Consider the following 13,848-nt stretch of genomic DNA (forward strand, 5'->3'; position numbering starts at 1 on the left):
GTCGTAACGACCCTTCGAACCCATGAGTTAACTGAAAAAGCCGGAAGGGGACGCTGTCCCCTTCCGGCTTTTTCAGCTCCCGGTTTCCAAAGGCCTTTCGGCCTTTGGTGGGGGTGCCGGGGGCAAAGCCCCTGGCTGGGGCCCGGGGGTGAACCCCCCGCAGCGCCCTCTCACTCCGCCGGCGCCGTCGGTGCATGCGGCACGGCCCCGCGCCCGCGGCTGAAGCGGCGCGCCAGCCCTTCGAAGCCCAGGAACAGCACCGGCGTCACGAACAGGGTCAGCACCTGGGAAACCGCCAGGCCGCCCACCACCGCCAGGCCCAGCGGCTGGCGCAGTTCGGCGGCCGCACCCCAGCCGGCCGCGATGGGCACGGCGCCGGCGGCGGCCGCCAGCGTGGTCATCAGGATGGGGCGGAAGCGCACGATGCAGGCATGGCGCACGGCGTCGAGCGGCGTGTGTCCCTCGCGTTGCTGATGCAGCGCCACGTCCACGATCATGATGGCGTTCTTTTTCACCAAGCCCACCAGCAGCAGCGTGCCGATCACCGCGATGACGGACAGGTCCATGCCGAACAGCCACAGCGTGGCAAAGGCACCGAGGCCTGCGGCCGGCAGGCCCGACAGGATGGTCAGCGGGTGCACCAGGCTCTCGTACAGCACGCCCAGGACCACATACATGATCAGCACGGCCGCGATCACCAGCGTGCCCTGGCCGGCCAGTGCCTGCTGGAACACCTGGGCCGAACCCGTGAAGCCCGTGACGATGGTGGGCGGCAGCCCGATCTCGCGCTCCACGCGGCGGATGGCGTTCACCGCGTCACCCAGCGCGACGCCGGGCGGCGTGTTGAAGCCGATGGTCACCGCCGGCAGCTGCCCCTGGTGCGCGACCGACAGCGGGCCCGACCGACGCTCGATGCTGGCCAGCGAGGACAGCGGCACCAGCCGCGTCGTGCCGGGCGCGATGCTGGTGCTGCCCGGCGTGTTGGCCGCGCGCAGGTACAGCTTGGCCAGCCCCGTCTCGTCGCGCTGGTCCTCGGGCAGGGCCTCCAGGATCACCGGATAGGCGTTGGCCTGGCCGTAGATGGTGGAGATCTGCCGCGCGCCGAAGGCGTAGTAGAGCGACTGGCGCACCTGGTCGATCGACACGCCGGCCGCCGTCGCGCGGTCGCGGTTGACGTTCACCACCACCACCGGGCTGTCCAGCTGCAGGTCGGTGTTCACGTCCTGCAGTTCCGGCACGCGGGACAGCGCCTGCTCCAGCCGGGGTGCCCAGTCGTACAGCTCATCCAGCCGCAGGCCCTGGAGGGTGTAGAGATAGAGGGTGCGCGACTGGCGCGCGCCGAAATTGATGTTCTGGATGGGCTGCATGAACACACGCATGCCCGGCACGCCCGCGGTCTGGCGGCGCAGCTCCTGGATTACCTGCTGGATGGGCGGGCGCTGGCCGGTGGGCTTCAGCTCCACGAACATGCGGCCCTGGTTGATCGAGATGCTGCCGCCCGTGGCGCCGAGGTTGGACACGACGGTGTTCACATAGGGGCTGCGGCCCAGGATCTCCGCGATGCGGCCCTGCATCTCGCCCATGGCGGCGATGGAGGTGCCGCGCGGCCCTTCGGTGTTCACCTGCAGCAGGCCGGTATCCTCGATCGGGAAGAAGCCCTTCGGGATGACATAGGCGAACCAGCCCGCCGCGATGAGGGAGGCGAAGAACAGCGCCCACACCGCCAGCCGGAACCGCAGCGCGATGTCGAGCAGCCAGGCATAGGCTTTCTCGATGGCGACGAAGCCGCCTTCCAGCACGCGGTCCACCATGCCTGGCGGGCCGTGATGCGCCTTGATGCGGCTGGACATCAGCGGTGTGAGCGTGAGGGAAACGACGCAGGAGGCGATGACGGACAGCGCCACCGTGGCCGCGAAGGCATTGAACACGCGCCCCACCACGCCGCCCATCAGCAGGATGGGCATGAAGACGGCAATGAGCGACAGCGTGATGGAGACGACGGTGAAGCCCACCTCCTTCGCGCCGCGCACGGCGGCGGCCATGGGTGCCATGCCTTCCTCGATATGGCGCATGATGGCTTCGAGCACGACGATCGCGTCATCCACCACGAGGCCCACGGCGATGGTCAGGCCCAGCAGCGTCACGTTGTCGATGCCGTAGCCCAGCGCGTACATCAGCCCGAAGGTCATGCAGAGGCTGATGGGCACCGCGATGGTCGGGATCAGCGTGGCCGACAGCCGCCGCAGGAACAGGAAGCACACCAGCACCACCAGCCCGATGGCGATGATCAGGCTTTCCTGCACGTCATGCACGGCAGAGCGGATGGACAGGCTGCGGTCCAGCATCACGCCGATCTCGGCGCCGGGCGGCAGGGCGGCCTGAAGGGCGGGCAGGTTGGCGCGCACGCCATCCACCACATCCACCGTGTTTGCGTCCGGCTGGCGCATCACGGCCAGCACCAGGGCCCTGCGGCCGTCCCGCCAACTGGCCACGCGTTCGTTCTGCACGCCGTCCACGACATTCGCGATGTCACGCAGGCGCACGGGCGCATTGGCGCGGCCGGCCACGATCAGGTTGCCGAATTCCTCGGCGTTCTGCGGCTGGTCGTTGGCGCGCAGCGTCAGCTGCTGGCGCGCGCCGGTCAGCAGGCCGACGGGCGCGTTGGAGTTGGCGGCGCTGATCGCCTGGCCCACCGTGTCGAAGGCAAGCCCCATGGCCGCGATGCGGTCCGGGTCCAGCCGCACGCGCACGGAATAGATCTGCTCGCCGAAGGTCTGCACCTGCGCCACGCCCTGCACGCGCGACAGCGCGGGGGCGATGATGGTGCTGGCCACGTCCTGCAGGCGGTACAGCGGCGTGTCCCCGCCCGACAGCGTCAGCAGCAGCACGGGCGCATCCGCCGGGTTCACCTTGCGGTAGCTCGGCGGGGTGGTCATCTCGATCGGCAGGCGGCGCTGGGCGCGGGTCAGTGCGGCCTGCACATCCTGCGCCGCGCTGTCGATGTTGCGGCCCAGCTGGAACTGCAGCGTCAGGTTCAGCGTGTCCTGGCCGGACACGCTGGACATGCTGTCCAGCCCCGCGATGGTCGAGAACTCGCGCTCCAGCGGCAGGGCCACCGATGTCGCCATCGTCTCGGGCGAGGCGCCGGGGAAGGTCGCGAAGACCGAGATGACGGGGAAATCCACACGCGGCACGGCGGCCACGGGCAGGCGGGTATAGGCCACGATGCCCGCGATGACGGCCGCGATGGACAACAGCCAGGTCATCACCGGCCGCTTGATGCAGAGCTCGCTGATATGCATGCGGCTAGCGCTCCATGACCATGGACACCCGTTGCGGGGTGCGGTCGTTGATGCGGCCGCCGTCGGTCACGCGCTGGGCGCCGTCCACGATCACGCGCTCACCCGGGCGCAGCTCGCCGGTCACGATGGCGCGGTCGCCGGCCACGCGCACCAGCTCCACCGCGCGGCGGCGGGCGGTGCCGGCATCGGCGATGAACAGGAAGCGGCCCTGCTGGCCGGTCTGCATGGCGGCGACGGGCACGGAGATGGCGTTGCGGTCGGTGCCGGCGGCCATCGTCACCTGAACATAGGCACCCGGCCACAGCCGGCCGTTCGTGTTGTCGAAGCGGCCCTTCAGGCCGATCGTGCCGGTGTTGGTGTCCACCTGGCTGTCCACGAACACCACCTCGCCCTCCACGGGCGGGTTGGTGTCGCCCTCGGCCTGCACGCGCACGGTGGGGGCGCGGCCCGCGGCCTGGGTGGCGCGGATGGTGGGCAGCCAGCGTTCCGGCACGTTGAACTGCACCAGGATGGGGTTCACCTGGGTAATGGTGCCGAGGGACACGTTCTCCGCCTGGCGGACGAAGTTGCCGACGCGCAGGGGCAGGGCGCCGAGCTGGCCGTCCACCTCGGCCACGATCTGGGCGAATTCGATGCTGAGGCGCGTCTGCTGGATCAGCGCCTGGGTGGCCTGCACGGTGGCGGCGGCGCCGGCGGCATCGGCCTGTGCCTGCTCGAAGCGCTGCTGGCTGGCGAAGCTCTCGCCGCGCAGCGACTGATAGCGCACGGCATCGGCGCGGGTGCGCACGGCAGCGGCCTGGTCGCGCAGCAGCTGTGCCTCCTGCTGGGCCAGCTGCGCCTGGGTCAGCCGGGCATCCAGGGTGAACAGCGGCTGGCCGCGCCGGACGAACTGGCCTTCCTGCACGTGCACCTGGGTGATCTGGCCGTCGACGCGGGTGCGGATCGTGACCACGCTCTCGCTCTGCACCACGCCGTTGGACGTGACATTGATGGGCACGTCGCCCTGGGTGACGACATCCGTCGTCACGGGTGTTCCCTGGCCGCCCCCGGCCGCCTGGGCCAGCGCGCCCTGCGGCGTCATGGCAAGCAGAAATGGAACCGCGGCACCAAGAAAGAGTCGCTTACGGAACATCCAGACGCCCCATATTGTCTGACAGCTCACGGTATCGTGCCATGGAACCGGGAACAGGGCGAATCTTTCCCTGTTTCCTTTCGTCACGCAGCAGTGCAGCGGAATTGCACCACCGCGACGCAATATGCGGTGAAATCTGCCGCGCCCTCGCGCAGGCTCTTTCGTCCTTTCTTGGGATGCGCAGCCCCGGCGCGTCCGATAGAGTCCGCCCGACTGATACGGGAGGGCGCAAATGCGGCGCTTCGTCATGGCTATCCTGCTGGCCGGCTTCATGCTGTCCGGCGCCCATGTCTTCGCCCAGGAGGCCCCGGAGCTTCCGGGCCTGTCCAACGATGCGGAGCGATACCAGAACGAGCTGTCCCGCCGCTTTCCCGCCGGCGGCACCCCCCAGCAGCGCACCGCCGCCGAGAACCGCGCCGCCGCGGCCGAGCGCGCGAACAACTGGCCCAACGCCGCCGCCGCCTGGGAGGAACGCCTGGGCATGGGCGACTATCGCCCCGAGCAGGCCCTGGCCCTGGCGCGCGCGCAGCTGGCCCGCACGCCGCCCGAGAACACCCGCGCGCTGCAGGCCGCCTGGCTCGCCTTCATGATGGTGCCCGCGGGCCCGCCCGAGATCCCGTCCCTGCTGCTGATGGCCGATGCCCTGCGCCGGCTGGACCGCATCCCCGAACAGCTGCGCGTGCTGAACGCCGTGGTGCAGCGCGCCCCGCGTGAGCAGCGGTACCGCACCATGCTGGCCGATGCCGTGCGCGCCGCCGGCCTGCTGGTGCGCAGCGTGACCATGAACGCCGAGGCCGAGCCGCCCAGCGCCTGCATCCGCTTCACCGCCCCCCTTTCCGAGCGCACGGACTGGCAGCCCGCCGACTGGGTGCGCACCGAGCCCGCCCGCCCCGACATCGCCGTGACGCGAGAGGGGCAGCAGCTGTGCATCGCCGGCCTGCCGCATGGCGAGACGACGCGCGTCATCCTGCGGTCCGGCCTGCCGGGCGCGCAGGACCTGCGGCTGTCGCGCGATACGCCCGTGCCGGTCTCCATGCCGAACCGCGCGGCGCGCATCGCCTTCGACGGCTCCCGCTTCATCCTGCCGCGCGGCCAGCAGGCGCGGGTGGGCCTCGGCACGGTCAACCTTTCCGCCCTGAGCCTGACGCTGATCCGCGTGGGTGAGCGCGCACTGGTGCCCGCCCAGCGCTATCAGAACGGCCTGGCCGACCTCGACGGCTATGAGGTCGAATCCATGGCCGAGAGCTATGGCCGCACCATCTGGGAAGGCCGCGCGGAGCTGCCCGCCCTGGTGCCCAACACCAGCCAGCGCGTCGTGCTGCCCCTGCCGGAGGCGCTGCGTAGCGCCGGCCCCGGCCTGTACCTGCTGCGCGCCCGTCCGGGCGACGGCTCGGGCCGCGAGGTCTCGGCCGGGCTGCCCATCTTCGTGACCGACCTGGGCCTGACCGCCTGGCGCAGCACCCAGGGCCTGGCCGTGCAGGCGCGCGGGTTGCAGACCGGCCGGCCGCTGGCGGGGGTGAAGCTGTCGCTGCTGGCCCGCAACAACGACATATTGGCCGAGGCCGAAAGCGACGCCGATGGCGTGGTGCGCTTCGCCGCCCCCCTGCTGCGCGGCGAGGGCGCGGCCGCCCCCGTGGCCGTCCATGCCCTGCTGGGTGACGACCTGATGGCGCTGTCGCTGGATGCGGCCGCCTTCGACCTGACCGATCGCGGCGCCAGCGGCATCGCCCATCCCGGCCCGCTCGACGTCTTCCTCTATACCGAGCGCGGCATCTACCGCCCCGGCGAGACCATCCAGGCTACGGCGCTTCTGCGCGATGCCTCGGGCGCGCCGCAGGACATTCCGGTGCGCCTGCGCCTGCGCCGCCCCAACGGCCAGGTGGCGGCCGAGGCCGTGCCCGCGCGTGAGCCGGGCGGCGCCATCCAGTGGTCCGCCCCGCTGCCCACCGGCGCCCCCGCCGGGCTGTGGAAGCTGGAGGCCATCACCGACCCCGACCTGCCGGCCCTGGCCAGCCTGGACCTGCGGGTGGATGCCTTCGTGCCGGAGCGGCTGGAGGTGAACATCCCCGACCCCGGCATGCTGCGCCTGGACCAGCCGCTGAACGTGCCCATCACGGCGCGCTTCCTGTACGGCGCCCCGGCCGAGGGGCTGGGCGGCAGCGCGGAGGTGACCTTCACCGCCCAGCGCTCCCCCTTCACCCAATGGCCGGGCTTCGAGTTCGGCCTGGTGGATGAGATCTTCGAGCCGCCTTTGAACTCGCTCCAGGTGCCGCCCACCGATGCCCAGGGCCGCACCACGCTGGAGGTCAGCCTCGCCCGCCAGCCCGACACCACCCGCCCGCTGACCGCGCGCATCGACGTGGCGCTGGAGGAACCGGGCGGCCGTGCCTCGCGGCAATCCATCACGGTGCCGGTGCGCCCGCGCGGGCGGCTGATCGGCATCAAGCCGCTGTTCCAGTACGCGGTCGATGCCAACACGGAAGCCGCCTTCGAGATCCTGGCACTGAGCCCGGACCTGGCACCCACCGCCACGCCGCTGACCTGGCGCCTGGTGCGTGAGCGCCCGGAATGGCGCCTGACCAGCAGCGGCGGCACGCCCCGCTACGCCATCTTCTGGCGCAGCGAACCGGTCGAGAACGGCCAGATCCAGTCCGCCGCCCAGCCCGTGCGCCTCGCGCGCAGCCTGCCCTTCGGCCGCTACAGGCTTGAGGTGCAGGAGCCCGGCGGCCTCGGCATTTCCTCCATCCGCTTCCGCAGCGGCTGGGCGATTTCCGTCGATGCCGGCGAGGCACCGGACAAGGTGGATGTCGCGTCCGACCGCCAGGGCTATGCGCCCGGCGATACCGCGCGGCTTCGCATCACCTCTCCCTTCCCCGGCGTGGCCAGCGTGGCCGTGCTGACCGACCGGCTGCTGTCCATCCAGGAAGTGGCGGTGCCGGCCGGCGGCGCGCAGGTCTCGGTGCCGGTGGATGCCGCCTGGGGTGCCGGCGCGCATGTCGCCGTCACCGTCTTCCGCCCCGGTGAGACGCGGGAGGGCCAGCCGGCCCGTGCCCTCGGCCTCGCGTGGTTGCAGATCGACCCCGCCAGCCGCGCGTTGCAGGTGGCGATCGAAGGGCCCGAGCGCATCACGCCCCGCCAGCGCGTCACCATCCCGGTGCGGGTGGGCGGCGCGGGCGGCGTGGCGCATCTGACGCTGGCCGCCGTGGACGAAGGCATCCTGCGCCTGACGCGCTTCGCGACGCCCGACCCGCTGACGCACTACACCGGCCGCCGCGCGCTGGGCGTGGACATCCGCGACGATTACGGCCGGCTGATCCCGCCGCCGGAGGGTGGCCTCGCCACGCTCCGCCAGGGCGGTGACGACATGGGCGACATCGGCGCCATCCCCATTCCCCAGCGCAATGTCGTGCTGTTCAGCGGGGTGGTGGCCACCGATGCGAACGGCGTGGCGCAGGTCACGCTCGACGTGCCGGATTTCGCCGGTGAGCTGCGGCTGATGGCGGTCGCCTGGGCGGGCAACAAGGTGGGTGCCGCCGGCCGCGCGCTGACGGTGCGCGACCCGGTGGTGGCCGAGGCGGTGCTGCCGCGCTTCCTGGCGCCGGGCGACGAGGCGCGGCTGCCCGTGCTGCTGCACAATCTGGACCTGCCGGCCGGCGAGGTGACCGCGACCCTGACCGCAGAGGGCGCCATCGCCCTGGCGGGCGAGACGCGCGTCTCGGCCAACCTGGCCAACGGGGCACGCCATCGCGGCGCCGCCACGCTGCGCGCCACGGCACCCGGCGAAGGCGTGCTGCGCCTGGCCGTGACCGGGCCGCAGGGTTTCTCCGTCACGCGGGAATCCCGGATCATCGTCCGCTCCTCCCGCCCCATCCTGACCGAGGTGGCGGGGCAGGAGATCCCGGCCGGGCAGGAACGCGCGCTGGCCCTGCCGGCGGAACGCTACCTGGCGGGCTGGCGTGCCTCCGTCCGCTTCGGCGGGCCCGTGCGCTATGACGTGCCCGGCATGCTGCGCGCGCTGGAGGCCTTCCCGCTCGACTGCACGGAACAGGCCAGTTCCCGCGCGCTCGGCCTGGCGGCCGTGGGCGAATGGGGCGGCGATGACCGCGCCGCGCGGCTGCAGACGGCTGTGAACAGCATCCTGAACCGCCAGCGCTATGACGGTTCCTTCGCCCTGTGGTCCGCCCAGGGCGACGGCAAGGGCTGGCTGACCGCCTATGCCACCGAAGCCCTGCTGCGTGCCCGCACGGCGGGTGCCGCGGTGCCCGAGGCCGCACTGAACGCCGTGCTCCAGAACCTGGAGGAAGGGCTGGAGGACGCCTTCGAGAGCAACCCGGAGGGCCTCGCCACCCAGGCATACCGTCTGCACGCCCTGGCCATGGGCGGGCGCGTGCGGCTGGGTGCGGCGCGGCGCCTGCTGGAGCGGCTGGACGATCTGCCCACCCCGCTGGCCAAGGCCCAGCTGGCCGCCACCTTCGCGCGCGGCGGCGATGTCGGCCGCGCCGAGACGGCGTTCAACGCGGCGCTCGCCGCCCCGGCCCGCCGCTTCTGGCTGGCCGATTACGGCACGGCCGCGCGCGATGCGATGGCCGTGACGGTGCTGCTGGCCGAAAGCGGCGTGCTGCCCGCCCGCCTGAGCGAAGCGCGCAGCCGCCTGCCGGGTGCTGAGTTCCGCCCCGACATGACCAGCACCCAGGAACGCGGCTGGGCGCTGCTGACTGCGCAGGTGCTGGGGCGCGGCGGCCTGCCGCCCGCCATCACCCTGAACGGCGCGGCGCAGACGGCCACGGGCCCGATCCTGACCCTGCCGATGACGGCTGCCGCCACGGCGCGCAACACGGCCAGCGCCCCGGTGTGGGCGGCGGTGTCCATCACCGGCATCCCGGCCACGGCGCAGCCCGCGGCGCGGAACGGCATGCGCATCGCTCGCCGGTTCTTCGCCATGGACGGCTCCGCGCTGAACCTGGACACGCTGCGGTCCGGCACGGACTTCATCATCCAGATCGAAGCCCGCGCGGAGACCGGCCAGGCGCATGAGGCCATGCTGCAGCAGGGCCTGCCGGCAGGCTGGGAAGTGGTCACGCGCTATCCGGCCGGCGACACGCCGGGCATGGCCTTCCTGGGCACCTTGTCTGAGCCGGTGGCGACGCCCGCGCTGGATGACCGGCTGGCCGCCGCCATTTCCTTCAGCCAGGGCGAGAGCCTGGTGCGGATGGCATGGCGCGTGCGCAGCACCACCCCGGGGCGCTACGAACTGCCGGGGGCGGATGTCAGCGACATGTACCGGCCGGAGTTCTTCGCGCGGCAGAATGCCGGAAGGGTGACGGTGGCGGAGTAAGGTGAAAGTTCTTTTTTGGAAAAAAGAACCAAAAAACTTCTGCTTAAATAAGGGCGCGCACCGTCCAGGTGCGCGCCCTTAACTGTCGAAAGTCTTTTTGCTTCTTTTTCTACAGAAAAAGAAGATTACTCTGCTTCTGAAGCCTCGGCAGGCGCTGCCTTCTTCCTCGCGAACGGATCCAGGCTTTTCGCCGCCTGTTCCAGCTTGTCCAGCGCCTTGTCCAGCGCGGCCATGGTTGCGCTCATGTCGGCGCTCTCGTCCTTGGCCCAGGCGCGCACGGTATAGGCCCAGACGCCCGCCAGCGCCTTGGCCCGCAGCCGCCCGAAGGCGCCGCGCGAATCGACGCCCGCCGCCTCCAGCATCCAGCCCATGCTCCGCTGCACCTCGCAGCCCAGCCACAGCGCCAGGGGCGGGTTCAGCGGCAGGTCCTTCAGCAGGCGCAGCACGCCCTCGCGGTGCGGCTGCATGGCGTCCAGCCGGCGCATCAGCACGTCGAACAGCCGGTCGCGGGTGCTTTCGCCCTCGGTGGGCACGGTGCCGTCCAGCACCGCCTGGTCCACCGCCGCGCCGTGCAGGGCCAGCAGGTCGAGCGGCCCGCGCCCGAGCTTGCGCAGCTCACCCAGCGTGACGCCGCCTGCCTGCGCGATGCGCGACAGGGTGGCGCCGTGCCAGCCATGTTCCGCCACGGCGGCCCACAGCCCGGTCAGCGCCTCCGGCAGCTTCTCCGTCACTGCCGCGCCTCCGTCACCCAGCCCGGACGCAGGGTGATGGCGGCGTTGCGGCACATGTCGAAGTTGCGCAGTTCCTCGGCCGACTCATTGTCGAACACGATGCGCAGGTCCGCGCGGCAGCCGCCGTCGGTGCCCAGCTCCGCCGTGCCGTTCTGGCGCAGCGGCTCATTGATCTGGTTGCTGCCCCAGTCGCGCTCCTCGACCGGCGACAGGTACATGCCGGTGATCGGGCGCTCATACAGGTTGCCGATCGCCAGGCGCCGCGCGCCCTGGAACACCACCGGCTGCGGCTGGCAGATGTTCACGTTGTCGCGGATTTCCTCGCGCCGGTTCTGGAACACGGCCCGCACCCGCGCGCGGCATTCCCCGCTGCGGATCCGCATGGAGAAGTCGCGCCCCGCGCCGATCACGTTGGCGCCCAGCCGGTCCGGGCCCCAGTTGGGGTTCTGCTGCGGTGCCGCGCCCTCGGCCATCGGGATGGCGTACAGCTCATACAGCACGATGGAGCTGCGGTTGACGATCGGAACCTCCCGCAGCGGGATGGACGGGTCGCCGAAGGCCACCTGCGGCTGGTTGCAGATGTTCACCTCCCGCGTCTCCGCCGGCAGCCCCGCGAAGGAGGCACGCACCGTCACGTCGCAGGCGGCGAAATTGCGCAGGCGGATGCGGAAATGCTCGCCCGGCGCCACCATGGAACTGCCCAGCCGGTCCGGCCCCGGGTCGCTTTCCCCGCGCGGGATCAGGAACACCTGCATCAGGGTCGCGTCGGTCGCATTGTCCAGCTGGACGTCGCGCCGGCCTTCATCGGTCAGTACCAGCTGCTGCTCGGCGCAGATGTCGACGGCACGGGTTTCCTCGCTCTCATCCTGGAAGACGGAGCGCACCATCACCCGGCAATCCTGCACGCGGCCCAGCTGCAGCTGGAAGCTGCGGCCCGAGGGCACCACGTTCTGGCCCAGCCGGTCGGGGCCCTCGGCGCCGCCCTGGCGGAACACGAACAGCCGGTACAGCACCGTGTCGCTGCGGTTCACCACGGTCAGGCCGCGCTGCTGCTGCTGGGGTGCCCGCATGCCGCCATTGCTGGGCGGCTTGACGCTTTGCGCCATGGCGCCGGTGATCAGCCCGGCCGTGATCAGGGCGGACAGAGAGAGGGATTTCAGCATCCTTACGCGGCTTTCCTTCTGGCTTTCCGTTACACGGGAGGATGGGCGCCAGGGGGCCGGGGCGCAAGCCGCGGAGTGTATCAGCCCCGCAAATCTCACGGCAGGATGATGATGGTCGCCCCGCGCGCGCGCCGTGCCGCCGTGCTGCGGGTGAAGCCCGCTACGCGCGCCTCGGCCCGCACGCGGTCGCGCTCGATGCCCGCGGAGGACAGCGCATCCGCCACCGCCCGCGCCCGCCGCGCGGCCAGGCGCTGGCCGGTCTGGGCGCCGCCCTCGGTCGCCAGCGCGTGGCCCAGCACGCAGATGTTGCGCCGTTCCTCGCGCTTGGCCAGCTCCACCGCGGCGGCGATCGCGCTGCGCGCTTCCTCGCCCAGCCGGTCCGCGCGGCTGGGGAAGGTGACGGCATAGGTGTCGTCGTCCAGCTGCTCGGCGCCGACGCAGTTGAAGTCACGCGGCTGGGCCGCGACGGGGGTGGCCGCGAGCAGCAGCAGCGGCAGGGCGAGAAGCGCGATCATGTCCTGACCAGAATGCCCCCATCGGCCAAGCGTTGCAGCAGGTCAGCGGCATCCACGCCCGGATGCGCGCCGCGCAGCTCTGCCTCGGTCACGTCGGGCCGGCCCAGCAGCCATCCGGCGGCATCGGCCTCGGGCGGGGTCAGGGGCAGGGGGGCGCCGGCCCCCTTCAGCACCCATTCGGCACCGCGCCGCACGGGCTTGGCGCCGGCGGCCACGGGGCGGAAGCTCGCCCCTTCCTCGGCACCGCCGGCCGCGGCGGGTGCGGCCAGCCCGCGCCAGCCCAGCAGGTCGTTGTCGCCGCGGTTGAAGCGGTGGTTGTGGACGTAGCCCTCGATGACGTTGATCACGCCCGGGTCCTTCACCAGCTCCGCCAGGCGGGCGCCGAGCTGGCCCACGCGCTGGGTCAGCGCGAATTTGGCGGCCGCCGTGCCGTCCTGCCGGGGCAGGGGCTGGCGGAACACCGGCTCATACAGCACGCGCTCCAGCAGGATGTTCATCACATCCATGCCGAGCGCCGCATGCACGCCATAGGCGATGTGGACGGATGACGGCGCCTCGGCCAGCGCGTCGTGATACCAGCCGCGCGGCAGGTACAGCAGGTCGCCCGCCTTCAGCAGCACCTTTTCCCGCAGCCGGCCCTTGGCCTGGTCGTGGTGCGCCTGGCCCTCGCCCCGGAAGATGGGGTGGCTGATCGGCCATTCGGCCCGGCCTTCCCACACGTTCCAGGTCTTCTCGCCCTCCACCTGCACGGCCCACACGTCATGGGTGTCGTAATGGGAGGGGAAGGCCTTGTGCGACTGCCAGGAGATATACGCATTGCCCTGCGCCTTCCCCAGCCCCGCACCCTCCAGCGCGCGAGAGACGGAGTTGAGCCCCGGCGTCAGGCTGTCGATGTCGTTGAGCACGAGGCTCGCGCCCTTCTTCATCCATTCCGCCACCTTGGAGGCGACGGGCTGCATGACGGAGGCATTGTCGCGCGATGTCGCGCCGACGCAGTACTGCTCGGGCGGCACGGCCACCCCGTCCTCATACATCTTCAGCGAATGGGACGACCACATATGGGTCATGTCCAGCAGCCGGTTGATCTGCCGCCAGGACAGGACGGAGGCGAATTTCGCCGCCCCGCCTTTCACGTGCAGGGGCTGCTTGTCGTAGTATTCGGCGAAGAACTGCTCCGGCGTGACCGGGGCGAGAAGCGCGGCAAGGTCCATGCCGCGCTTATAGCAGCGTCACATCGTCTCGTCGCGCGCCAGCAGCTCCATCACCAGCGCGACCACGGGGGCGAAGGCGAAGGCGGCGGCCAGGGCCGGGATGGCCACGCCCGTCACCAGCGCCGCGATCCAGCAGCTGGCGGCGATCAGCCCCAGGCGCCATTCGCGGCGGGTGTTGCGCGCGTCCTCCGCCAGCAGGGCGCCCAGCACGTCGTGGTCCAGCGGAATGCCGGGCTCGGGCTCGGCCTCCACCGCGCGGGCGCCGCCATGGGGGCGCACGGGCGGGAAATTGCGGCCGGGCACGAAACGCCACCGCTCGCCATTCGGCCGCCGCTGCATCCGTTCGAACATCTGACCACCTCGCATCATCTCGGTGGTCGGATTTATTGAGCCGGTCATGGTCATGTTTCAAAGCCAGAATCGTCTGGATTTGCCCATGACGGACGCGACAATGCACGA

General features: G+C 71.2%; 8 protein-coding genes. 1 reads left to right on the top strand and 7 read right to left on the bottom strand.

Annotation, left to right across the window (positions count from 1 at the left end):
* Positions 1 to 170: 170 nt before the first annotated feature.
* On the bottom strand, positions 171 to 3,302 hold the full coding sequence (locus EOD42_RS05845) for an efflux RND transporter permease subunit (protein ID WP_127786496.1): 3,132 nt from the start codon (positions 3,300 to 3,302) through the stop codon (positions 171 to 173).
* 4 nt (positions 3,303 to 3,306) lie between these two features.
* On the bottom strand, positions 3,307 to 4,383 hold the full coding sequence (locus tag EOD42_RS05850; protein ID WP_164867800.1) for an efflux RND transporter periplasmic adaptor subunit: 1,077 nt from the start codon (positions 4,381 to 4,383) through the stop codon (positions 3,307 to 3,309).
* Between the two features lie 283 nt (positions 4,384 to 4,666).
* Here EOD42_RS05850 and EOD42_RS05855 point away from each other — a divergent pair, with 283 nt between their 5' ends.
* Positions 4,667 to 9,769 (top strand): alpha-2-macroglobulin family protein, encoded by a 5,103-nt coding sequence (locus EOD42_RS05855; protein ID WP_164867801.1) that lies wholly within the window; start codon positions 4,667 to 4,669, stop codon positions 9,767 to 9,769.
* Between the two features lie 125 nt (positions 9,770 to 9,894).
* Here the strand turns inward: EOD42_RS05855 and EOD42_RS05860 are convergent, their stop codons facing one another.
* From EOD42_RS05860 to EOD42_RS05880, 5 genes are all read right to left on the bottom strand, one after another.
* Entirely contained in the window at positions 9,895 to 10,500 is a 606-nt protein-coding gene (locus tag EOD42_RS05860; RefSeq protein WP_127786499.1) for a TetR family transcriptional regulator, read from the bottom strand.
* Positions 10,497 to 11,663, bottom strand: coding sequence for a hypothetical protein (locus EOD42_RS05865; protein WP_127786500.1), 1,167 nt, complete (start codon positions 11,661 to 11,663; stop codon positions 10,497 to 10,499). Before EOD42_RS05865 ends, EOD42_RS05860 begins: the two co-directional genes overlap by 4 nt.
* Before the next feature lie 95 nt (positions 11,664 to 11,758).
* Positions 11,759 to 12,178: an OmpA family protein gene (locus EOD42_RS05870; protein ID WP_127786501.1), complete on the bottom strand. Its 420-nt coding sequence runs from the start codon at positions 12,176 to 12,178 to the stop codon at positions 11,759 to 11,761.
* Positions 12,175 to 13,389 carry a cupin domain-containing protein gene (locus EOD42_RS05875; RefSeq protein WP_127786502.1) on the bottom strand — a complete coding sequence of 405 codons (1,215 nt, stop codon included), beginning with the start codon at positions 13,387 to 13,389 and terminating at the stop codon, positions 12,175 to 12,177. The genes EOD42_RS05870 and EOD42_RS05875 overlap by 4 nt, the downstream gene beginning before the upstream one ends.
* 18 nt (positions 13,390 to 13,407) lie before the next feature.
* Positions 13,408 to 13,740, bottom strand: a complete 333-nt coding sequence (locus EOD42_RS05880; protein WP_127786503.1) for a hypothetical protein — start codon at positions 13,738 to 13,740, stop codon at positions 13,408 to 13,410.
* Between the last annotated feature and the right edge of the window lie 108 nt (positions 13,741 to 13,848).

Source organism: Rhodovarius crocodyli (assembly GCF_004005855.1).
Classification (GTDB): Bacteria; Pseudomonadota; Alphaproteobacteria; order Acetobacterales; family Acetobacteraceae; genus Rhodovarius; species Rhodovarius crocodyli.

Bases quoted from the DNA above. Each gene is read 5' to 3' on its own strand.
- EOD42_RS05845 (WP_127786496.1), bottom strand. From the start codon at position 3,302: ATGCATATCAGCGAGCTCTGCATCAAGCGGCCGGTGATGACCTGGCTG.
- EOD42_RS05850 (WP_164867800.1), bottom strand. From the start codon at position 4,383: ATGACGCCGCAGGGCGCGCTGGCCCAGGCGGCCGGGGGCGGCCAGGGA.
- EOD42_RS05855 (WP_164867801.1), top strand. From the start codon at position 4,667: ATGCGGCGCTTCGTCATGGCTATCCTGCTGGCCGGCTTCATGCTGTCC.
- EOD42_RS05865 (WP_127786500.1), bottom strand. From the start codon at position 11,663: ATGCTGAAATCCCTCTCTCTGTCCGCCCTGATCACGGCCGGGCTGATC.
- EOD42_RS05870 (WP_127786501.1), bottom strand. From the start codon at position 12,178: ATGATCGCGCTTCTCGCCCTGCCGCTGCTGCTGCTCGCGGCCACCCCC.
- EOD42_RS05875 (WP_127786502.1), bottom strand. From the start codon at position 13,389: ATGGACCTTGCCGCGCTTCTCGCCCCGGTCACGCCGGAGCAGTTCTTC.
- EOD42_RS05880 (WP_127786503.1), bottom strand. From the start codon at position 13,740: ATGTTCGAACGGATGCAGCGGCGGCCGAATGGCGAGCGGTGGCGTTTC.